The organism is Pseudomonas sp. BNK-44-b, assembly GCF_047456245.1.
GTDB classification, from domain to species: Bacteria; Pseudomonadota; Gammaproteobacteria; order Pseudomonadales; family Pseudomonadaceae; genus Aquipseudomonas; species Aquipseudomonas machongensis.
Map to the genome: position 1 here is coordinate 1,451,263 of NZ_CP179908.1, position 20,065 is coordinate 1,471,327.

A 20,065-nucleotide genomic window follows, 5' to 3' on the forward strand; every position below is an offset into this window, starting at 1 on the left:
TTGACTGGCACGAGGCGGGCGGGGATGTTTCTGAGTGCGTTGTATCGGTATCCAGTGAAGTCTTGCCAGGCGCAGAGCCTGGGCGAGTCGACCGTGGATGCCATGGGGCTGTCGGGCGATCGGCGCTGGATGGTGGTCGAGCAGGACACCGGGCGCTTCCTTACCCAGCGTGCCTGGCCACAATTGGGACGGCTCACGGCCACCGGTGGCGATGAAGAAAGCCTGCTGCTGCAAACACCTGGGCAGGCGCCGCTGACGGTCAAGGTGCCGGGTGCCGACGACGACCTGCGCGGGGTGACCATCTGGCGCGACACCTTGCGCGTGCCCGATGCCGGCGACGAGGCCGCTGCGTGGCTCAGTCAGATGCTCGGCAAGGCGGTACGTCTGGTGCACTGTCCGCAGCAGCGGGCACGCTACCTGCCCAGCGGCTATGGGCTCAACAGTGACCGTGCGGCCTTCCCCGACGGCTTTCCGTTATTACTGATCGGCCAGGGCTCGCTCGATGAACTCAACCGGCGCATCGGCCGGCCGATGCAGATGCTGCGTTTTCGTCCCAACCTGGTGGTCGAGGGCGCCGAGGCGTTTGCCGAAGACGGCTGGAAGCGTATCCGTATCGGCGACCTGACCCTGCGGGTGCTCAAGCCCAGTGTGCGCTGCATCCTTACGACCCTCGACCCACAGACGGGTGAGCGCAGTAGCGACCGGGAGCCGTTGACCACCCTCAAGACCTTTCGTGAGCGGGAAGGGGACGTACTGTTCGGGCAGAACCTGGCGGTCGATGGCAGCGGGCGACTTGAAGTCGGCATGCCGGTCGAGGTACTCGAGTAATCGACGGCTGGCGCAGGCGACGAAACGCGGGGTGAGGTTCATAATCGGCGCTTAATCCCGTTTTGTTGCACTGCGCATCCACCTACCCGGAGATTTCCCATGCACGTACTGCTCTGCGAGGACGACGACCTGATCGCCAGCGGCATCTGCGCCGGCCTCACGGCCCAGGGCCTGACCGTCGATCGGGTCGCCAGCGCCTCGGCGGCACGTGCACTGCTCCAGGCGGCCCAGTTCGACGTGATGATCCTCGACCTGGGGTTGCCCGACGAAGACGGCCTCAAGCTGTTGCGGCGCCTGCGCCAGCAGGGCGAGGTGCTGCCAGTGTTGGTGCTCACGGCCCGTGATGCGGTCACCGACCGGGTCGATGGCCTGCAGGCCGGCGCCGACGACTACCTGCTCAAACCTTTCGACCTGCGCGAGCTGGCGGCGCGCCTGCACACGCTCCTGCGCCGCGTGGCCGGGCGCGCCGTGAATGTCATCGAGCACGGCCCCTTGGTCTATAACCCCAGCAGTTGCGAGGCGACCCTGGCCGGTCGTGCGGTCGATCTGTCCCGACGCGAGCAGGCCTTGCTTCAGGCCTTGCTGCAGAACCCCGGGCGTGTGCTGTCCAGCGAACAGCTCAAGGATTGCGTCTATGGCTTCAGCGATGAAGTCGAGAGCAATGCCCTGAACGTTCACATCCACCACCTGCGGCGCAAGCTTGGCAACAGTATCGTCGAGACCGTACGCGGGCTGGGCTATCGCCTGGGTGCAGCGCAGGCCCCGCAGGAGACCGCGCCATGAGCCTGCGGGTTCGTCTGTCGCTGATCCTGGGCAGTGCCTTCATCCTGATCTGGATCCTGGCCGCGGCCTGGATGTTGCGCGACCTGCGCCAGCAGATGATGTTCTCCCTCGACCAGCGCCTGGTGGCTTCGGCACGGATGGTGGCGGGCCTGGTCGACCAGTTGCCGCAGCCGCTGGGGGCCAAGGGCCGGGACGCGCACTTTGCGGCCGACCAGTTCAGTGTGCCGGACGGCATGGCCTGCCAGGTCAGTTCCCTGCGCGGCGAGATCCTGGCCAGCAACCACAAGCACGATGGCAGCATGGACGATCAGCGCAGCGGCTTCCGTGACCAGACGATCGATGGCAGTTCATGGCGCACCTTCACCTACAACCACGGCGATGTGCGGATCACCACGGCCGATCGCCATCAGGAACGCGAGGCGCTCAACCAGTCGATCCTGCTGGCCGCTTCGGCACCGGTGCTGATGGCCTTGCTCGGCAGCCTGGGGCTGCTGTGGATTGGTCTGGGCAAGGGGCTGGAGCCGCTCAACCGCATGCGCGATGCCCTGCGCAAGCGCCGCGCAGACAGCGTCGAACCCTTGCAGGTGGCGGGCATGCCCAGCGAGCTGCAGCCATTGCTGGAAACCCAGAACCAGCTGTTCCTGCGGATCGCCCAGACCATCGAGCGCGAGCGACGCCTGACCGATGATGCCGCGCACGAACTGCGCAGCCCTCTGACCGCCATCAAGACCCACCTGCAAGTGGCGCGCATGACCGATGGAAGCGTGCGCGAGCAGGCCCTGGAGCACGCCGAGCAGGGTGCCGACCGCATGCACCGGACCTTGGAGCAACTGCTGATGCTGGCCCGGGTCGAGGGTAGCCTGTCGTTCGAAGATGGCGTGCTGTGCAGTGCCGAGCAAGTCGCGCGCCAAGCGGTTCAGGACGCCGGTGGCGGCGACAACCGGCGGATCGTCCTGCGCCTGCCCGAAGAGGCCACCCGCATCTACCTGGGCATGCCCGCGCCCTTGGCGGTGGCGGCGCTGCGCAACCTGCTGGACAACGCCCTGCGCCATGGTGGCAATGAGGCGGTGGAGCTGGAGGTGCAGATGGCTGATGGGCAGGTGGGCTTCCTGGTTCGCGATCATGGCCCGGGCATTGCCGACGAGGACCTCAAGCACCTGACCGAGCGTTTCTGGCGCAACAGCAAGAGTGTCGGCAGTGGGCTGGGATTGGCGATTGTCCAGGCGATCGTCCAGCGCTGCGCGGGCAGCTTGCGTTTCGACAGTCGCAGTGACGGGCTGCGGGTCTGGCTGCAGGTGCCTGCGCGGGAGGCTCGGGCCTGATCACCGGTGCATGTGGCTTTTCGCGGGTGCGTCTGTGAAAAGCCACCTTGGCCCCAAAATGTGCTAAATCCACACCCTACTCAAGCGTCTCCCAAGCGATGACTTCCCGACACACATCCGGTTACAGGGACGTGGCGGGCATTCCTACTTGCTTGCGAGGGTTCGCCGATGTCTACCGCTTCCAGCCTTGCCCAGGCACTGCCGGCTGTTGCGCCGGAATCTCTGTACCAGTTCGAGGATTCAGCCTTGCTGCTGCGCCAGCAGCAACAGGAGTCCAATGCCCGCAGCTACCCACGTCGCATTCCGCTGGCGCTCAAGCGCGCCCGGGGCATCCATGTCGAGGACGTCGAAGGCCGTGAGTTCATCGACTGCCTGGCCGGTGCCGGTACCCTGGCGCTGGGGCACAATCACCCGGTTGTGGTCGAAGCGATCCAGCGCGTGCTGGCCGATGAGCTGCCGCTGCACACCCTCGACCTGACCACGCCGGTCAAGGATCGCTTCGTTCAGGACCTGTTTGCGGTACTGCCCGAGGCATCGCGTCGCGAGGCGAAGATCCAGTTCTGCGGGCCGACTGGCACCGATGCGGTGGAAGCTGCGTTGAAGCTGGTGCGTACCGCCACCGGGCGCAGCACGGTGCTGGCTTTCCAGGGGGCGTACCACGGGATGACCCAGGGCGCCCTGAGCCTGATGGGCAGCCTGGGGCCGAAAAAGCCCCTGGGTGCACTGCTCAACAGCGGCGTGCAGTTCATGCCCTATCCCTATGACTACCGCTGCCCGTTCGGTTTGGGCGGCGAGGCGGGGGTGCGTGCCAACCTGCATTACCTGGAAAACCTGCTGCTCGACCCTGAGGCCGGGGTACAGCTGCCGGCGGCGGTGATTCTTGAGGTGGTGCAGGGCGAGGGCGGTGTGATTCCGGCCGATATCGAGTGGCTGCGCGGTGTGCGCCGTATCACCGAGCAGGCTGGGGTGGCGCTGATCGTCGACGAGATCCAGAGCGGCTTCGCCCGCACCGGGCGTATGTTCGCCTTCGAGCATGCGGGCATCGTGCCAGACGTGGTGACCCTGTCCAAAGCCATTGGCGGCAGCCTGCCGCTGGCGGTAGTGGTCTACCGTGACTGGCTCGACACCTGGGCGCCTGGGGCTCACGCCGGGACCTTCCGTGGCAACCAGATGGCCATGGCCGCAGGGTCGGCGGTGATCAATTACCTGGTGGAGCATCGCCTGGACGAACACGCCGCCGCCATGGGCCAGCGCCTGCGCGGCCATCTGCAGCACCTGCAGCGTGACTACCCGCACCTGGGCGATATTCGCGGTCGAGGCTTGATGCTGGGGGTCGAGTTGATCGATCCGGACGGTGCGCTGGATGCCCTCGGCCACCCGGCGGCCTCACGCAGCCTGGCACCGAAGGTTCAGCGCGAGTGCCTCAAGCGCGGCCTGATTCTCGAACTGGGCGGCCGGCATGGCGCTGTAGTGCGTTTCCTGCCGCCGCTGATCATCAGCGCCGAGCAGATCGACGAAGTGGCCGACCGCTTCGCCCGTGCCGTCCAGGCTGCAGTGGCCGGCGACTGATCCAGGCCTGCGGGGGCTGTGCACTACAGCCCCCACTTTTTTATGCTGCGCTGGCCTTACGCACCGCGGCTTTTGGTTGCAGCAGAGCGAACAGGTCCTTCGGGTTCTCGAGCTCGGGCACCAGGGCAATGTCGTGGCCGATATCCAGCGCCTTGGCCACATCCAGCACATAGCGCAGCGCCGAGTAGTCCTCCAGGGCAAAGCCCACCGAATCGAACAGGGTCACCTGCGCGGCGTTCTCGCGACCGGCAGCGATCCCTTCGATCACCTGCCAGAATTCTGTGGTTGGCGAATCCGCCGGCATCTGCTGGATTTCACCCTCGATGCGGCTCTGCGGTTCGTACTCGACGATCACCCGTGCGCGCTCGACGATCTCGCGGTGCAGTTCGGTCTTGCCCGGGCAGTCGCCGCCCACGGCGTTGAGGTGCATGCCCGGTTCGATCATTTCGGGGGTGAGAATGGTGGCATAGGCCTTGTCGGCCGTGACCGTGGTGACGATGTCGGCACCGCGTACCGCATCGGCCACGGATGCTGCGATGATCAGCTTGAGCTTGGGGTAGCCGGCCAGGTTGGCCGCGAGTTTCTGCGAGGCGGCGCGGTCAATGTCGAACAGGCGGATCTCTTCGATGCCCAGCAGGGTGTGGAAGGCGATGGCCTGGAACTCGCTTTGCGAACCGTTGCCGATCAGCGCCATGCTTCGGCTGTCCTTGCGTGCCAGGTACCCTGCGGCCAGGGCCGAGGTGGCGGCGGTGCGAATAGCGGTGGTCAGGGTCATTTCGCTGAGCAGCACCGGGGCGCCGGTGTCGACATCGCCCAGCGCACCGAACGCCATCACGGTGAGCAGCCCGTTGTGGGTGTTCTTCGGGTGGCCGTTGACGTACTTGAAGGCGTACAGGCTGGCGTCGGACACCGGCATCAGTTCGATCACGCCATCGGGCGAGTGGTTGGCCAGGCGCGGGCACTTTTCGAAGTCGTGCCAGCGCAGGTAGTCGTCACGAATGTATTCGGCCATCTCGGCCAGGCAGGTGGGCAGGCCCTTGCGGTTGACCAGGCGGGCGAGGTCTTGCACGTCGATATAGCGGGTCATGGAGTGCTCCTTTGGGGCTCAGTGGCGCGAGGGAAGGTGGATTTCGGCGAGCATGCAGCGTGCGCTGCCCCCGCCAATGCGTTCGATGTGGTCGATATCGACCACCAGCGGATGACTGTGGCGCTCGACCTGGCGGCGTTGGCCAGCGTCCAGCGAGCGCCAGGCGTTGCGCGACATCACCAGCAGCGAGCGGCCGCTGCGGTCGTGCACTTCGAGCATGTTGCCGGCGAAGCCCTCCAACTGGTCGAAACCCAGTGCCAGCACCTCCTTGCCGGTGTCGCGCAGGGAATGTTCGAGGGTGCGGCGTTCGTCGGCGTGGGGCAGGGCGTCAAGGCAGGCCACAGCCAGGGTGCGGCCGACGTTCATCATCACGTTGCTGTGGTAGATCGGTGCCTGCTGGCGATCGAGGGCGTGGAACAGGCACAGGCGGTAGCCGAGGCGTTCGGCGAACTGGCGCAGCGCCTGTTCGTGGGTGCGGCCGGAATGGCAGGCGTAGCTGATACGGTGCTCGCGATCCAGAACCATGCTGCCAGTGCCTTCGAGGAACAGATTCTGCTGTTCCAGTGGGCTCAGGTCGATGGTGCGTTCGATGGCGAAGCGTTCCTCGATCACCTGCAGCACACCCTTTTCGCGCTCCAGGCGACGGTTGTGACCTTCCATCGGGTAGAGCACCAGGCTGCCATCGGCATGGCTGCTCCACCAGTTGTTGGGGAAGATCGAATCGGGTGTGTGCGGTTCGGGCGTGTCCTGCACCACCAACACCTCGACGCCGTGCTGGCGCAGGGTCTGCACATAGCCGTCGAACTCTTCGAGGGCTTTGCTGCTGGCGGCGTCAGGGTCCAGCGGTGCGCTCTGGAAGCGGTTGGTCAGGGCGGTGTCGGGGTTGAAGGCGAACCGCGCCGGGCGAATCATGAGGACGGTATTTGTTGTTTGCATTGGGCACGCATCCACAGGTGGCTGTGTGTCCATTTTCCGGTGCGGAAGTAGGAAAAGCCTGCTGAACGGCAGGTGACGGGCAGCGGCTCCAGCTGAAATGGTGGGCGTTGCAGCGGAATCGGCTGCGGTGCCCCGGTGCAGGCTCGCTCAGCCTGCGGCCGTCGAGCGCAGCCGCTTGTACAGTGTCGTACGGCTGATCCCCAGCGCCCGCGCCACTGAGGAAAGATTACCGTTGGCTTCGCGCAGCAGCGTATTGAGGTCTTGCCCGGTGTCGGCCCGTTCGGGTGCAGGCAGGGGGGCCGAAGCTTCCACCAGGAACGCCGCTGGCAGGTGCTCTTCGCTGATGGCATCAGGCCCCGCCAACGCCAGGGCAACCTGCATCACGGTCACCAGCTCGCGCAGGTTTCCCGGCCAGGGGTGCTGCTCGAACAGCGCCAGCATCCGTGGCGACAAGCGTTGTACCTGTCCGGGTTCGCGGTAACGTGCATGCACCTGCTCGATCAGCGCCCGCCGATCGCTGCGCTCGCGCAACGGGGGCAGTACCAGTGCCAGCCCGGCGATGCGGTAGTAGAGGTCCTGGCGAAATCGCCCGGCGCGGACTTCGGCAGCCAGGTCGAGGTTGCTCGCCGAGACCACGCGAATGTCCACCGCCACCGGCTCACCACTGCCCAGCGGCTGGATGCAGCGCGACTGCAGTACACGCAACAGTCGGGCCTGGGTTGGAAGGGGCATGTCGCCAATTTCGTCGAGAAACAGGATGCCGCCGTCAGCCTTGCGGATCAGCCCGGTGTTGCCTTTGTGGTGGGCACCGGTGAAGGCGCCTTTCTCGTAGCCGAACAGCTCCGACTCCACCAGTTCTGCCGGGATCGCTGCGCAGTTCACCGCGATCAACGGCTGGCCGACGCGGCTGCTGGCCTGATGCAGGGTATTGACGAAGACCTCCTTGCCAACGCCCGTCTCGCCCTGGATCAGCACCGGAATATCCTTCTCCAGTAGCAGGCCGGCCTGGGCCAGCGCCTTGCTCACGCGCGGGTCGCTGCTTGGCGGTGTGCTGCGCATGGGTTGATGCGGTGCGCGCCACTGGCAGTGGAAACGGTGGCGACCGGCGACTTGCAGGGCGAAGGCGCTCTCCTGCGGGTGGGCGAGGATCTGTTTGAGCGAGGTCTGGAACAGCTGTTCGAGCGTGCATTGCCGCGGATCCTGGCCCAGCAGGCTGTCTGCGCGATGATTGGCTGCCAGCACCCGGCCACGTTCGTCGAACAGCAGCAAGCCGGCCCAGGGGCTGTCGAGGTTGTCGGGTGCGGTATTGAACACCAGTTGCCCGTGCCGGTCGCCGTGGGCGGCGAGGATCAGGCGGTTCTCCAGGCTCTGGCCCATCATGCGCACCAGGCCGAGGGTCTGGGCGACGGGCAGGTAGCCATCGCTGGAGACATCCAGTACGCCCACCAGGCGGCGCTCGGCATCGAACAGGGGCGCGGCGGCACTGGCCATGTAGCGGTTCTGACGCAGGAAGTGTTCGTCCTGGCCGACATGGATGGCCTCACCGCAGGCCAATGCCGTGCCCAGCGCGTTGGTGCCCACGCCGCGCTCCTGCCAGTGTGCACCCGGTGTGAAACCATGCTGCTGGCGCGGTTCGACGAAGCGCCGCGTGCCCCAGGCGTCGAGCAGGCAGCCTCCGGCGTCGGCGAGCATCACCAGATAGCTGGAATTGCCCAGCAGGTGCGTGTACTGCGGCAGCACGGCGTCGCGGGTCAGTTGCAGCAGGGCCTGGCGGTGCTCGAGCAGTTCGCTCAGTTGCGCGCCGGTCAGGCAGTCGAAATCCGGCGCGCTGTGCGGTTGCAGGCCGTATTCGCGGCAGCGGGCCCAGGAGGCCTGGATCAGGTGGGCGTGGGTCGGGGTATCAGCGGCCATGGGCCTGTCCCTGTGTGATTGTTGTTGTCGACGACCGCCCTTGAGTGTCGTTCACAACTGTTCATTGTCAATGCCGTGGTTGTTCAACTGTCCAGCGAAACTGTTCATTTGTGTTCGCAGGCGAACAGGGCGCTGCTGCGTGGAGCCGGTGCCAGAGCGTTCGGCGGTTTCTGGCACGGTTCTGGCTCCGTTCGGCGGACAACAATCACAAGAAGGCTACGCCATGACCCTGGTGCTGGAGCAGGTCAGCCGCCACGTCGATAACCAGGCCTGGATCGCCGAGGCCAGTCTGCGTTTCGAGCCGGGCTCGTTCAATGTGTTGCTTGGCCGTACCTTGTCTGGCAAGACCAGCCTGATGCGCCTGATGGCCGGCCTGGATCGGCCGGACAGCGGGCGGGTGCTGATGGACGGCGAGGACGTTACCGGGCGCCCGGTGCGTGAACGCAATGTGTCGATGGTCTATCAGCAGTTCATCAATTACCCCACCCTCAGCGTGTTCGAGAACATCGCCTCACCGCTGCGCCAGGCGCGCCTGCCAGAGGCGCAGATTCGCCAGCGGGTGCGCCAGACCGCCGAGATGTTGCGTATCGAAGCCTACCTGCAGCGCTTGCCGCTGGAGCTCTCCGGTGGCCAGCAGCAGCGCACGGCAATGGCTCGCGCGCTGGTCAAGGACGCTTCGCTGATCCTCTTCGACGAGCCGCTGGTCAACCTCGACTACAAGCTGCGTGAAGGGCTGCGCCAGGAGCTGCGCGCGCTGTTCGCCGAACGCAACTGCATCGCCGTGTACGCCACCACCGAGCCGAACGAAGCCTTGGCCCTGGGTGGCACCACCACCATCCTCCACGAAGGCCGGCTGCTGCAGAGCGGCCCGACCGCCGAGGTCTACCACAAGCCTTGCAACGTGCTGGCTGCCGAGCTGTTCTCGGAGCCGCCGATCAACCTGGTCAGCGGGCGGGTCGCGGGCAACGAGGTGAGCCTGGCCGGCGCCGTGCACTTCGCCCGTACCGACGATCTGCGCGCCCTGGCCGATGGCGACTACCGCTTCGGTGTGCGCCCCAGCCACATCACCCTGGTGCCCTCCCATGACGACGACCTCGAGCTGACCGTGCTGGTCGAGCTGGCTGAAATCAGCGGCTCGGAGACCTTCCTGCATGTGCGCAACGAGCACTGGCGGATGATCTTGCACCTGCCGGGGGTGCATGAGTATCAGGTGGACACCCAGGTCCCGGTGTTCATCCCCACCCACAAGCTGTTCGTCTTCGACAGCACCGGTCAACTGGTACAGGCCCCCGGCCTGCGTCAGGGGAGGCGCCGCTGATGGCCGAGATCCGCTTGCATCGCCTGGCCCACAGCTACAGCCGCCAGCCCTCCGGCGCTGGCGACTATGCCTTGCACGAGCTCGAGCATGTCTGGGAGCAGGGCGGGGCCTACGCCTTGCTCGGACCGTCCGGCTGCGGCAAGTCGACCTTGCTCAACATCATTTCCGGCCTGCTCAGTCCGTCCCAGGGCGAGGTGCAGTTCGACGGTCAACCGGTCAATGCGCTGTCGCCGCAGCAGCGCAACATTGCCCAGGTGTTCCAGTTCCCGGTGGTGTACGACACCATGAGCGTATTCGACAACCTGGCCTTCCCCCTGCGTAACCAGGGCCTGGATGAGCAGCGGGTGAGGGCGCGCGTCGAAGAGATCGCCGAGGTGCTCGACCTGGGGGCGGTACTGAAGAAAAAGGCGCGCAACCTGAGCGCCGACGAAAAGCAGAAGGTTTCGATGGGCCGCGGCCTGGTGCGCGACGATGTGTCGGCGATCCTTTTCGACGAGCCGCTGACGGTGATCGACCCGCACTTGAAGTGGAAGCTGCGGCGCAAGCTCAAGCAGATTCACGAGCAGTTCAACATCACCATGATCTATGTCACCCACGATCAACTGGAGGCATCGACCTTCGCTGACAAGATCGCGGTGATGCACGGTGGGCGCATTGTCCAGTTCGGCACCCCGCGCGAATTGTTCGAGCGCCCGCGCCATACCTTCGTGGGCTACTTCATTGGCAGCCCCGGGATGAATCTGATCGAAGTGCATGCCGAAGCCGATGGCGTGAGTTTCGGCGGTCTGCACCTGCCATTGCCGGATGGCCTGCGCGAGCGCCTCGCCGAGCAACCGCGCGAGCGCTTGCAGGTAGGGATTCGCCCGGAGTTCGTGCAGGTCTGGGACCGTCCGATCGATGATGCCTTCGAGGCCCAGGTCCTGGATATAGAAGACTTGGGCACCTACCGCATCCTCACCCTGGAGCTGGGTGGCGTCACCCTCAAGGCTCGCATGGGTGAGGACCGTCCCCTGCCTGAAGGGCGCGCGTGGGTCAGCCTGCCAGCGCAATGGCTGATGCTCTATGTCGATGACCTGCTGCTGGAGGCCACGCCATGAACAAGGTGCCGAACAACAAGGCCTGGTGGCTGGTGCTGCCGGTGTTCCTGCTGGTGGCCTTCAGCGCCGTGGTGCCGATGATGACGGTGGTCAATTACTCGGTGCAGGACATCTTCGACGCCTCCAACCGCTATTTCGTTGGCGCCGACTGGTACCGCCAGGTGTTGCGCGACCCCGCGCTGCACGATGCACTGCTGCGTCAGTTCATCTATTCGGGCTGCGTGCTGCTGATCGAGATCCCGCTGGGCATCGCCATTGCCCTGACCATGCCGACCAAGGGGCGCATGGCTTCGGTGTGCCTGATCATCATGGCCATTCCGCTGCTCATCCCGTGGAACGTGGTCGGCACCATCTGGCAGATCTTCGGCCGCGCCGATATCGGGCTGCTTGGCGCCACCCTGGCCAAGCTTGGGGTCAGCTACAACTATGCAGGCGATCCGCTGGATGCCTGGGTCACCGTGCTGGTGATGGATGTCTGGCACTGGACCTCACTGGTGGCACTGCTGTGCTACTCGGGGTTGCGCGCCATTCCCGATGTGTATTACCAGGCTGCACGCATCGATCGCGCCTCGGGTTGGGCGGTGTTTCGCCATATCCAGCTGCCGAAGCTCAAGAGCGTGCTGCTGATCGCGGTGATGCTGCGCTTCATGGACAGCTTCATGATCTATACCGAGCCTTTCGTGCTCACCGGTGGCGGGCCGGGCAACGCCACCACGTTCCTCAGCCAGACCCTCACGCGCATGGCGGTAGGACAGTTCGACCTGGGGCCGGCGGCGGCGTTCTCGCTGGTGTACTTCCTGATCATCCTGCTGGTGTCGTGGCTGTTCTATACCGCCATGACCCACGCCGACAAGGATTAGGCCATGACCTTGCGCAAAGCGGTGCCGCTGCTGCTGTACTTCTTCTTCCTGCTGGTGCCGATCTACTGGCTGTTGAACATGTCGTTCAAGAGCAACACCGAGATCCTGGGCGGGCTGACCCTGTGGCCGCAGGCGTTCACCTTTGACAACTATCGGGTCATTTTCACCGACCCGAGCTGGTACAGCGGCTACCTCAACTCGCTGTACTACGTGTGCCTGAACACGGTGATCTCACTGGCGGTGGCCTTGCCGGCCGCGTATGCCTTCTCGCGCTATCGCTTTCTCGGTGATCGCCACCTGTTCTTCTGGCTGCTGACCAACCGCATGGCGCCACCGGCGGTGTTCCTGCTGCCGTTCTTCCAGCTGTATTCGTCCATCGGCCTGTTCGACACCCACATTGCCGTGGCCCTGGCCCACTGCTTGTTCAACGTGCCACTGGCGGTATGGATCCTGGAGGGCTTCATGTCGGGGGTGCCGAAAGAGATCGATGAAACCGCCTACATCGATGGTTACAGCTTCCCGCGCTTCTTCGTGAAGATCTTCATACCGCTGATTGGCTCCGGGATCGGCGTGACGGCCTTCTTCTGCTTCATGTTCTCGTGGGTCGAGCTGCTGCTGGCGCGAACCCTGACATCGGTGAGCGCCAAGCCGATCGCGGCGGTGATGACCCGCACCGTGTCGGCCTCGGGTATCGACTGGGGGGTGTTGGCTGCGGCCGGGGTGCTGACCATCCTGCCTGGCATGCTGGTGATCTGGTTTGTCCGCAACCATGTGGCCAAGGGCTTTGCCCTGGGTCGGGTATAGGAGGGCGCAACGATGGAGTGGATGGCCTGGACCTTGCCCACGGCGCTGTTCTTTGTCGCCGTCGGTGTGCTGCTGTCGTGCATGACAGTGTTCGAGCTGCGTCGCCCCTGCGTGGAGCGGCGCGGTTTCCTGCCGCTCGTCACCAGCCGTGGCGATCGGTTGTTCATCGGCCTGCTGGCCAGTGCCTACCTGCACCTTGCGGTGATCGGCGCCAGCGACTGGCCGCTGTGGGTGGCCTCGCTGCTGTCGCTGGCCTGGCTCGTGGTGGTGCTGCGCTGGGGTTAGCCCGGGGCGGCGGATCATTTCAATCGGGAGATCACAATGTTCGATAACGACAACAAGCGGCGACATTTGACTCTGGCCGCGGCGCTGCTGCTCGGCGGCCTGCAGGGCACGGCGTGGGCCGATCAGTACGAGGACGCGGCGAAAAAATGGATCGGCAGCGAGTTCAAGCCCTCCACCTTGAGTGCCGAGCAGCAGATGGCGGAACTCAAGTGGTTCATCAAGGCCGCCGAGCCGTTTCGTGGGATGAAGATCAACGTGGTGTCGGAAACCCTCACCACCCATGAGTATGAATCCAAGGTCCTGGCCAAGGCATTCAGCGAGATCACCGGCATCCAGCTCACCCATGACCTGTTGCAGGAAGGCGATGTGGTGGAGAAGCTGCAGACGCAGATGCAGTCGGACAAGAACATCTACGACGGCTGGGTCAACGATTCCGACCTGATCGGCACGCACTTTCGCTATGGCAAGGTGCAGTCGATCACTGACCTGATGGCCAACGAAGGCAAGGACTACACCTCGCCTACGCTCGACCTGAAAGACTTTATCGGCATTTCCTTCACCACCGCGCCAGACGGCAAGGTCTACCAGTTGCCTGACCAGCAGTTTGCGAACCTTTACTGGTTCCGCGCCGACTGGTTCGAACGCCCTGACCTGAAGGCCAAGTTCAAGGAAAAGTACGGCTACGAGCTGGGCGTGCCAGTGAACTGGTCGGCCTATGAAGACATTGCCAAGTTCTTCACCGAGGACGTCAAGGAGATCGATGGCAAGCGCGTCTACGGCCATATGGACTACGGCAAGAAAGACCCCTCGCTCGGCTGGCGTTTCACCGACGCCTGGTTCTCCATGGCCGGCGGCGGCGACAAAGGCCTGCCCAATGGCTTGCCGGTGGACGAGTGGGGCATTCGCGTTGAGGACTGCCACCCCGTTGGCTCCAGCGTCACCCGCGGTGGCGACACCAACGGCCCGGCAGCGGTGTTCGCGACGCAGAAGTACGTGGACTGGATGCGCGCCTATGCGCCGAAGGAAGCGCAGGGCATGACCTTCTCCGAGTCAGGCCCGGTGCCGGCCCAGGGCAATATCGCCCAGCAGATCTTCTGGTACACCGCCTTCACCGCCGACATGGTCAAGCCCGGGCTGCCGGTGGTCAACGCCGATGGCACGCCGAAGTGGCGCATGGCGCCGTCGCCGAAGGGGCCGTATTGGGAGGAGGGCATGAAATTGGGTTACCAGGACACCGGTTCCTGGACCTTCTTCAAGTCCACCCCGGAAAAGCAGCGTCTCGCGGCATGGCTGTACGCGCAGTTCGTGACCTCGAAAACCGTGTCGCTGAAGAAGACCATCGTCGGTCTGACGCCGATTCGCGAGTCAGACATCAACTCCCAGGCCATGACCGAGATGGCGCCCAAGCTGGGTGGGCTGGTGGAGTTCTACCGCAGCCCGGCACGGGTGCAGTGGACCCCGACCGGCACCAACGTGCCTGACTATCCGCGCCTGGCGCAGCTGTGGTGGAGTCATATCGCCGAGGTGGCCAGTGGCGAGAAGACCCCGCAGGAGGCCCTCGACGGCCTGGCCCGTGACCAGGACCGCATGATGGAGCGGCTGCAGCGTTCCAATGCCCAGGCCACCTGTGCGCCCAAGCTCAACCCAGAGCGCGATGCGCAGTACTGGTTCGACCAGCCAGGTGCGCCGAAACCGAAGCTGGCCAACGAAAAGCCCAAGGGCGAGACGGTCAGCTACAACGAGCTGCTCAAGTCGTGGGAGGAGGCGCGCAAGTGATCAGTTGCCGAGCGTACTGACCTCCACGCGGGCAGCCCTGCGCTCCCGCGATAGCGTTGGTAGATTCACCGTCTAATGAAAAACGGCACCCTTGGGGTGCCGTTTTTCATTGCTGTGTGCCGAGAACGATTACTTGTGCAGCTCTTCAGCCGCATACAAGGTGTTCTCCAGCAGGCACGCACGGGTCATGGGCCCGACGCCACCTGGAACCGGCGTGATCCAGCCGGCGCGGCGCAGGGCAGTCTCGTAGACCACATCGCCCACCAGCTTGCCGTCTTCCTGGCGGTTGATGCCCACGTCGATGACGATGGCGCCTTCCTTGACCCACTCACCCTTGACCAGGCCCGGTTTGCCGGCCGCTACCACCAGCAGGTCGGCGCGGCCGACGTGGCCGGCCAGGTCCTTGGTGAAGCGGTGGCAGACGGTGACGGTGCAACCGGCCAGCAGCAGTTCCATGGCCATCGGGCGACCGACGATGTTGGAGGCGCCGACGATCACCGCGTTCATGCCGTACAGGTCTTGCCCGGTGCTTTCCAGCAGGGTGATGATGCCCTTCGGGGTGCATGGGCGCAGCAGCGGGATGCGCTGGGCCAGGCGACCGATGTTGTAGGGGTGGAAACCATCGACGTCCTTGTCCGGACGGATGCGCTCGAGCAGCAGCGAAGCGTCCAGATGCGCTGGCAGCGGCAGTTGCAGCAGGATGCCATCGACGGCCGGGTCGTCGTTGAGACGGTCGATCAGCTCGGTCAGGGCTTGCTGCGTGGTGTCGCTGGGCAGGTCGAACGCCTGGGAGATGAAGCCGACTTCCTCACAGTCCTTGCGCTTGTGCGAAACATAGACTTGGGAGGCCGGGTCGGTGCCGACCAGGATCACCGCCAGGCCTGGCGTGCGCAGGCCTTGCTGGCGGCGCTCGGCGACACGTTGGGCGATCTGCTTGCGCAGGTTGGCGGCGATCGCCTTGCCATCTATAAGGTGTGCAGTCATAGACGCGTGATTAACCATCGAGAAGGGAACAATAAAGAGGGCGCATTCTCGCACGAGCCGGGCCGAGGGCAAAGGCGCGTGGTCGGGCAAATCCCCTAACCCCTTAAATAATTTAAATTTTTTTGAAAAAAGTGTTGACGACCTTTCGGCTCGTCTATAACATTCGTCGCACTTGTCGGGCACAACCTAGCACTGGTTAGCAAAGTCAGGCAGAATGAGCGGATTTGTTAGCTCGTTCGGTAAGGCTGAAAATTGATTTGCAATCGTAATGGAAAGCAGATTGAATATGCGCCCGTAGCTCAGCTGGATAGAGCATCCGCCTTCTAAGCGGATGGTCGCAGGTTCGAGTCCTGCCGGGTGCGCCATAAGGCAGCTTAGGCAAGCAAGTAGATAACGTAACACCGCAATATGGTGGGCGTAGCTCAGTTGGTAGAGCGCTGGATTGTGATTCCAGTTGTCGTGGGTTCGATTCCCATCGTCCACCCCATATTCTTCGAAGGCGCCTTGATTGTATAATCAGGCGCCTTTGTTTTAAGCGCATCACGCGGACGTGGTGAAATTGGTAGACACACTGGATTTAGGTTCCAGCGGCGCAAGCTGTAAGAGTTCGAGTCTCTTCGTCCGCACCATCTTCTGTTTTCAATGCACGCTCAAGCGCATGAAAACCTCCTGAAAATGCCGCCTTGTGCGGCATTTTTCATTTCTGCAGCAAATTCCCAGGGCAGCGGAATTCTGGCGCATCCGTGTCAGTTCGCTGGCGGGATTTTTTGTGTTCATCATTCGGCATCACCTCCCAGTCCAGTGTTCATGCGGGTTGTGCCTCGGTGTTGGCGGCTGGTCGGATTCTTGCTTGGCGTTTGGCGTTGATGCGATTCCGCGAATAAAAAGGAACGAACATGAAAGTCTGCAGCACGCATAGGGAAAGTCTGTATTACGTGGTCGGCGCGGTTTTCAATGCGCTGGAAAAACGCCCGGTGGTTGCCGAGCTCGGTGTGCTGCGCGGCGAGAACGCCCTCAAGCTGCGCGCAGCACTGACGCCAGAGCGCATGGTGCTGGCCGACAGCTGGAGCAAGGAGGCGAACAAGGCTTACAGTCCATTCGATCAGTTGCCGCCTTGGGTCTCTCCGGTGGACGACTACGAGTACTACTATGGTGGCTCGCTGCACGACGATGCGACCTGGGACCGCTTGTACCAGGAGTGTGTATCAAAGTTCGTCGACATGCCCGAGGTCACGGTAATTCGCTCCGAAACCATCGGTGCGATCGACAGAATCCGTGAGCAGACCGGCATCGAGCAGTTCGATTTCGTCTACGTGGATGCCAACCACCAGTACGAGTACGTCCTGCGCGACATGATGTATTACCAGGAGCTGCTTGGTCCGGACGGCATCATGATGCTCAACGACTGCTGCTTCAGTGACAATGGCACCAAGCAGAACCTGGGTGTGCTCGAAGCGCTCGGCAGCTTCATGAAGCGTTCGGACTTCATTCCGGTGGCGATGACCAATACCGATTGGTCTGATGTGATCCTGGTGCGCCGCAATTCCGTGCTGGTGCAGCTGTTCGACATGGCGCTGAGCAACTCCGACGTACCTTACGTCGAGATCCCTCACCAACTGATCACCGCTGCTCGTGTGGTCTATGGCGCCCAGCGTCACAACCTCAGCTTCGTCTGATTTCGATGTGGGGCAGGGGTGTACTGGCTGTTGTGGGTGCTCTTGTGCTCGCAGCTTGCCAGTCGCCGCGCGAGGCGCTCGAGCACAGGGCTGCCGAGTACGGTCGTGAGGTGCAGGTGCTGGCGCTGGAAAGCTTTCCACTGCTGGTCGTGGCGCCCGCGCAGATGCCTACCGCCAACGTGCTGCGGGTCTATCTGGAGGGTGATGGCCATGCCTGGGTCACGCCCTCGCAGCCGAGTCTGGACCCTACGCCGCGGCAGAGTCTAGTGGTCGACCTGGCGATGCAGGATCCGACACCTTCCTTATATATGGCCAGGCCCTGTCAGTTCGTCAGCGTCCCTGGATGCACGCCGGCGCTGTGGACCAGTCGGCGCTTCTCCCCTGAGGTGCTGGACAGTCTTGGTCAAGCGCTCGACCGGCTGAAAGCGCGTTATGGCAATCAGGGCTTCGAGCTGGTGGGCTACTCCGGCGGCGGAGCGCTTGCCTTGTTGCTGGCGGGGCGGCGTGAGGATGTGTGGCAGGTCCAGACCCTGGCCGGCAATCTGAGTCCGGCCGAATGGGCGCGAATGCTTGAGCTGACGCCGCTGGAAGGTTCGCTCGAGCCTTTACAGTATCGGGAACGCCTGGCGCGTATTCCCCAGCGCCATCTGCTGGGTGCCGAGGATCGCCAGGTGCCTGCTGACGTTGCGGCGTTTTATGCTCGGCAGTTGGGCGAGGCGCGTTGCCTCGAACTGGTTTCCCTGCCGGGTGTGACGCATGAGCGGGGTTGGCAACAGGCCTGGCCGAGCTGGCGGCAGCGGTCGCTGGCGTGCGCACCTGTCGAGCGGAAGGATTGAGGGGCTTGCCCTCTGGTGGCAACGCTATAAAAGCTGATAGATTTCAGCCGGTTGAAACACCGGTCGGTGACCGGCAGGGGAAATACCGATGATTGCCAAAGAAGCGCGCCAGGCGTTGGCGCTGCAGCGCTTTCGCGAAGCCAACCCGCAATTGCTCGAGGAGATCCGCGAGCTTGACGCGCGCGAGCAGGCCCAGCAGGTAGAGTGGGCGTTCGAGGATGCGGCTCAGGAGCAGGGTATCGAGCCCTGGGAGCTGGCCCTGCAGTTGATCGCCGAAAACCCGGAGCAATTGCAGGCCATGCGCCTGGAGACTCACCGCGAGGTGGCTGAGGCGTTGGGTATGTCGTGGGAAGAATATTGCCAGTTCAATGAAATCGACCCGCAGTAACGGCCCGATTCTGCAGTTGTAACTGTTTGACAGGTTTTTTCGGAATGCGCCCTCAAAGATGGCGCGCATCCCTTGAGTAACGAGGCCTGGCGCGTTTTTGCGCTGGCCTGTAAACGAAATCGACCGGCGTGGTTGTCCGTCGTCCCGAGTGGGGTGACTTCTGGTGCGTGAGTCACTAGAATATTCGCCCTTGATTCTGGAGTCGGGCTATCGCCGGCTAACGTCTGTGCAACGAGGAATATCCATGCAAGTTTCTGTTGAAAACACTTCCGCTCTCGAGCGCCGCATGACCATCGCCGTTCCGGCCGAGCGCGTCGAGAACGAAGTCAACAAGCGTCTGCAACAGACTGCCCGTCGCGCCAAGGTCCCGGGCTTCCGTCCAGGCAAGGTGCCAATGAGCGTTATCCGTCAGCGTTACGAAGACGCTGCCCGCCAGGAAGCCTTCGGTGACCTGGTCCAGGCCTCCTTCTATGAAGCCGTGGTCGAGCAGAAGCTGAACCCGGCTGGCGCCCCGGCTGTCGAGCCTAAGTCGTTCGAGAAAGGCAAGGACCTCGAGTTCGTCGCCATCTTCGAAGTCTTCCCTGAATTCACCGTTGCCGGCTTCGAGTCGATCAACGTCGAGCGCCTGAACGCCGACGTCGCTGACGCCGACCTGGACAACATGCTGGAAGTGCTGCGCAAGCAGAACGTCCGTTTCGAGGCCGTCGAGCGCGCTGCCGAGAAAGACGACCAGGTCAACATCGACTTCGTCGGCAAGATCGACGGTGAGGCCTTCGCCGGTGGTTCGGCCAAGGGCACCCAGCTGGTACTGGGTTCCGGCCGCATGATCCCGGGCTTCGAAGATGGCCTGGTTGGCGCCAAGGCCGGTGAAGAGCGCGTCGTCAACGTGACCTTCCCCGAGGACTACCAGAACCTGGATCTGGCCAACAAGGCCGCCGAGTTCACCATCACTGTCAACAGCGTTTCCGCACCTGTGCTGCCAGAGCTGAACGAAGCCTTCTTCGCCCAGTTCGGCATCAAGGAATCCACCCTGGAAGGCTTCCGCACCGAAGTTCGCAAGAACATGGAGCGTGAACTGCGCCAGGCCATCAAGGCCAAGGTCAAGAACCAGGTCATGGACGGTCTGCTGGCCGCCAACCCGGTAGACGTGCCGAAAGCCCTGCTGGAAAACGAAGTCAACCGTCTGCGCGTGCAGGCTGTCCAGCAGTTCGGTGGCAACATCAAGCCTGAGCAACTGCCGGCCGAGCTGTTCGAAGAGCAAGCCAAGCGCCGTGTGGTCCTGGGCCTGATCGTCGCCGAGGTGGTCAAGCAGTTCGAGCTGAAGCCGGACGATGCCAAGGTTCGCGAGATGATCGAGGAAATGGCTTCCGCTTACCAGGAGCCTGAGCAGGTCATCAACTGGTACTACAAGAACGACCAGCAACTGAACGAAGTCCGTTCGGTTGTGCTGGAAGAGCAAGTTGTAGATACTGTCCTGCAGAAAGCGACTGTGACCGACAAGTCGGTCTCGTACGAAGAGGCTGTCAAGCCAGCACAGGCTCCTGCCGAAGCTGAGTGATTTGCTACTCTCGTAGGAAACCCCACAAGCCAGCCTTCGGGCTGGCT

The 20,065-nt window shown here is 63.4% G+C and carries 18 protein-coding genes and 3 tRNA genes; 17 read left to right on the plus strand and 4 right to left on the minus strand.

Annotated features, from left to right (window positions below):
* The first annotated feature begins 24 nt into the window (after window positions 1–24).
* From ACMGGG_RS06850 to ACMGGG_RS06865, 4 genes are all read left to right on the plus strand, one after another.
* A complete protein-coding gene (locus ACMGGG_RS06850; RefSeq protein WP_063544082.1) occupies window positions 25–828 on the plus strand; it encodes an MOSC domain-containing protein in 804 nt (267 codons plus the stop codon).
* 99 nt (window positions 829–927) lie between these two features.
* Window positions 928–1,611, plus strand: coding sequence for a response regulator transcription factor (locus tag ACMGGG_RS06855; RefSeq protein WP_054892406.1), 684 nt, complete (start codon window positions 928–930; stop codon window positions 1,609–1,611).
* Window positions 1,608–2,933 (plus strand): ATP-binding protein, encoded by a 1,326-nt coding sequence (locus ACMGGG_RS06860; protein ID WP_054892405.1) that lies wholly within the window; start codon window positions 1,608–1,610, stop codon window positions 2,931–2,933. Before ACMGGG_RS06855 ends, ACMGGG_RS06860 begins: the two co-directional genes overlap by 4 nt.
* A gap of 168 nt (window positions 2,934–3,101) precedes the next feature.
* Window positions 3,102–4,502: an aspartate aminotransferase family protein gene (locus ACMGGG_RS06865; RefSeq protein ID WP_414155106.1), complete on the plus strand. Its 1,401-nt coding sequence runs from the start codon at window positions 3,102–3,104 to the stop codon at window positions 4,500–4,502.
* A gap of 40 nt (window positions 4,503–4,542) precedes the next feature.
* On the opposite strand, the gene ACMGGG_RS06870 is transcribed toward ACMGGG_RS06865, so the two are convergent.
* The 3 genes from ACMGGG_RS06870 to ACMGGG_RS06880 form a co-directional block, all read right to left on the minus strand.
* The gene (locus ACMGGG_RS06870) at window positions 4,543–5,589 is read right to left on the minus strand and encodes an ornithine cyclodeaminase (protein WP_414155107.1); all 1,047 of its coding nucleotides are present in this window, start codon (window positions 5,587–5,589) and stop codon (window positions 4,543–4,545) included.
* 18 nt (window positions 5,590–5,607) lie between these two features.
* The gene (gene ctlX / locus ACMGGG_RS06875; RefSeq protein WP_414155108.1) at window positions 5,608–6,525 is read right to left on the minus strand and encodes a citrulline utilization hydrolase CtlX; all 918 of its coding nucleotides are present in this window, start codon (window positions 6,523–6,525) and stop codon (window positions 5,608–5,610) included.
* A 147-nt stretch (window positions 6,526–6,672) separates the two neighbouring features.
* Window positions 6,673–8,436 (minus strand): sigma-54-dependent Fis family transcriptional regulator, encoded by a 1,764-nt coding sequence (locus ACMGGG_RS06880; protein WP_414155109.1) that lies wholly within the window; start codon window positions 8,434–8,436, stop codon window positions 6,673–6,675.
* A 223-nt stretch (window positions 8,437–8,659) separates the two neighbouring features.
* Between ACMGGG_RS06880 and ACMGGG_RS06885 the strand changes: the two genes are divergently transcribed.
* Genes ACMGGG_RS06885 through ACMGGG_RS06910 form a run of 6 tightly spaced genes read left to right on the plus strand, consistent with a single transcriptional unit; the run spans window position 8,660 to window position 14,576 of the window.
* Window positions 8,660–9,754 carry an ABC transporter ATP-binding protein gene (locus tag ACMGGG_RS06885; protein ID WP_054892400.1) on the plus strand — a complete coding sequence of 365 codons (1,095 nt, stop codon included), beginning with the start codon at window positions 8,660–8,662 and terminating at the stop codon, window positions 9,752–9,754.
* Window positions 9,754–10,851: an ABC transporter ATP-binding protein gene (locus ACMGGG_RS06890; protein WP_063544094.1), complete on the plus strand. Its 1,098-nt coding sequence runs from the start codon at window positions 9,754–9,756 to the stop codon at window positions 10,849–10,851. Before ACMGGG_RS06885 ends, ACMGGG_RS06890 begins: the two co-directional genes overlap by 1 nt.
* A complete protein-coding gene (locus ACMGGG_RS06895; RefSeq protein ID WP_054892398.1) occupies window positions 10,848–11,711 on the plus strand; it encodes a carbohydrate ABC transporter permease in 864 nt (287 codons plus the stop codon). The genes ACMGGG_RS06890 and ACMGGG_RS06895 overlap by 4 nt, the downstream gene beginning before the upstream one ends.
* 3 nt (window positions 11,712–11,714) lie before the next feature.
* Window positions 11,715–12,515 carry a carbohydrate ABC transporter permease gene (locus ACMGGG_RS06900; RefSeq protein ID WP_054892397.1) on the plus strand — a complete coding sequence of 267 codons (801 nt, stop codon included), beginning with the start codon at window positions 11,715–11,717 and terminating at the stop codon, window positions 12,513–12,515.
* 12 nt (window positions 12,516–12,527) lie between these two features.
* The gene (locus ACMGGG_RS06905) at window positions 12,528–12,800 is read left to right on the plus strand and encodes a DUF2160 domain-containing protein (RefSeq protein WP_054892396.1); all 273 of its coding nucleotides are present in this window, start codon (window positions 12,528–12,530) and stop codon (window positions 12,798–12,800) included.
* A 36-nt stretch (window positions 12,801–12,836) separates the two neighbouring features.
* Window positions 12,837–14,576: an ABC transporter substrate-binding protein gene (locus ACMGGG_RS06910; protein WP_054892395.1), complete on the plus strand. Its 1,740-nt coding sequence runs from the start codon at window positions 12,837–12,839 to the stop codon at window positions 14,574–14,576.
* Between the two features lie 129 nt (window positions 14,577–14,705).
* Here ACMGGG_RS06910 and folD read toward each other — a convergent pair whose 3' ends face one another.
* Entirely contained in the window at window positions 14,706–15,560 is an 855-nt protein-coding gene (gene folD, locus ACMGGG_RS06915) for a bifunctional methylenetetrahydrofolate dehydrogenase/methenyltetrahydrofolate cyclohydrolase FolD (protein WP_414155110.1), read from the minus strand.
* A gap of 288 nt (window positions 15,561–15,848) precedes the next feature.
* Between folD and ACMGGG_RS06920 the strand changes: the two genes are divergently transcribed.
* From ACMGGG_RS06920 to tig, 7 genes are all read left to right on the plus strand, one after another.
* Window positions 15,849–15,925: transfer RNA gene (locus tag ACMGGG_RS06920), tRNA-Arg, on the plus strand.
* A 46-nt stretch (window positions 15,926–15,971) separates the two neighbouring features.
* Window positions 15,972–16,047 (plus strand) — tRNA-His (locus ACMGGG_RS06925).
* A gap of 57 nt (window positions 16,048–16,104) precedes the next feature.
* Window positions 16,105–16,189 (plus strand) — tRNA-Leu (locus tag ACMGGG_RS06930).
* Window positions 16,190–16,456: 267 nt separating this feature from the next.
* Window positions 16,457–17,236, plus strand: coding sequence for a class I SAM-dependent methyltransferase (locus ACMGGG_RS06935; protein ID WP_054892393.1), 780 nt, complete (start codon window positions 16,457–16,459; stop codon window positions 17,234–17,236).
* 5 nt (window positions 17,237–17,241) lie between these two features.
* On the plus strand, window positions 17,242–18,072 hold the full coding sequence (locus ACMGGG_RS06940; RefSeq protein WP_112897881.1) for an alpha/beta hydrolase: 831 nt from the start codon (window positions 17,242–17,244) through the stop codon (window positions 18,070–18,072).
* 88 nt (window positions 18,073–18,160) lie between these two features.
* Window positions 18,161–18,460 (plus strand): DUF6388 family protein, encoded by a 300-nt coding sequence (locus tag ACMGGG_RS06945; RefSeq protein WP_112897882.1) that lies wholly within the window; start codon window positions 18,161–18,163, stop codon window positions 18,458–18,460.
* A gap of 244 nt (window positions 18,461–18,704) precedes the next feature.
* On the plus strand, window positions 18,705–20,018 hold the full coding sequence (gene tig / locus ACMGGG_RS06950; RefSeq protein WP_414155111.1) for a trigger factor: 1,314 nt from the start codon (window positions 18,705–18,707) through the stop codon (window positions 20,016–20,018).
* Window positions 20,019–20,065 lie beyond the last annotated feature (47 nt).

Excerpts from the sequence above, each read along its gene's own strand:
- tig (WP_414155111.1), top strand. The coding sequence starts at position 18,705 with ATGCAAGTTTCTGTTGAAAACACTTCCGCTCTCGAGCGCCGCATGACC.
- ACMGGG_RS06850 (WP_063544082.1), top strand. The coding sequence starts at position 25 with ATGTTTCTGAGTGCGTTGTATCGGTATCCAGTGAAGTCTTGCCAGGCG.
- folD (WP_414155110.1), bottom strand. The coding sequence starts at position 15,560 with ATGACTGCACACCTTATAGATGGCAAGGCGATCGCCGCCAACCTGCGC.
- ACMGGG_RS06885 (WP_054892400.1), top strand. The coding sequence starts at position 8,660 with ATGACCCTGGTGCTGGAGCAGGTCAGCCGCCACGTCGATAACCAGGCC.
- ACMGGG_RS06870 (WP_414155107.1), bottom strand. The coding sequence starts at position 5,589 with ATGACCCGCTATATCGACGTGCAAGACCTCGCCCGCCTGGTCAACCGC.
- ACMGGG_RS06860 (WP_054892405.1), top strand. The coding sequence starts at position 1,608 with ATGAGCCTGCGGGTTCGTCTGTCGCTGATCCTGGGCAGTGCCTTCATC.
- ACMGGG_RS06905 (WP_054892396.1), top strand. The coding sequence starts at position 12,528 with ATGGAGTGGATGGCCTGGACCTTGCCCACGGCGCTGTTCTTTGTCGCC.
- ACMGGG_RS06865 (WP_414155106.1), top strand. The coding sequence starts at position 3,102 with ATGTCTACCGCTTCCAGCCTTGCCCAGGCACTGCCGGCTGTTGCGCCG.
- ACMGGG_RS06935 (WP_054892393.1), top strand. The coding sequence starts at position 16,457 with ATGAAAGTCTGCAGCACGCATAGGGAAAGTCTGTATTACGTGGTCGGC.
- ACMGGG_RS06895 (WP_054892398.1), top strand. The coding sequence starts at position 10,848 with ATGAACAAGGTGCCGAACAACAAGGCCTGGTGGCTGGTGCTGCCGGTG.
- ACMGGG_RS06945 (WP_112897882.1), top strand. The coding sequence starts at position 18,161 with ATGATTGCCAAAGAAGCGCGCCAGGCGTTGGCGCTGCAGCGCTTTCGC.
- ACMGGG_RS06890 (WP_063544094.1), top strand. The coding sequence starts at position 9,754 with ATGGCCGAGATCCGCTTGCATCGCCTGGCCCACAGCTACAGCCGCCAG.
- ACMGGG_RS06855 (WP_054892406.1), top strand. The coding sequence starts at position 928 with ATGCACGTACTGCTCTGCGAGGACGACGACCTGATCGCCAGCGGCATC.
- ACMGGG_RS06900 (WP_054892397.1), top strand. The coding sequence starts at position 11,715 with ATGACCTTGCGCAAAGCGGTGCCGCTGCTGCTGTACTTCTTCTTCCTG.
- ACMGGG_RS06910 (WP_054892395.1), top strand. The coding sequence starts at position 12,837 with ATGTTCGATAACGACAACAAGCGGCGACATTTGACTCTGGCCGCGGCG.
- ACMGGG_RS06940 (WP_112897881.1), top strand. The coding sequence starts at position 17,242 with ATGTGGGGCAGGGGTGTACTGGCTGTTGTGGGTGCTCTTGTGCTCGCA.
- ctlX (WP_414155108.1), bottom strand. The coding sequence starts at position 6,525 with ATGCAAACAACAAATACCGTCCTCATGATTCGCCCGGCGCGGTTCGCC.
- ACMGGG_RS06880 (WP_414155109.1), bottom strand. The coding sequence starts at position 8,436 with ATGGCCGCTGATACCCCGACCCACGCCCACCTGATCCAGGCCTCCTGG.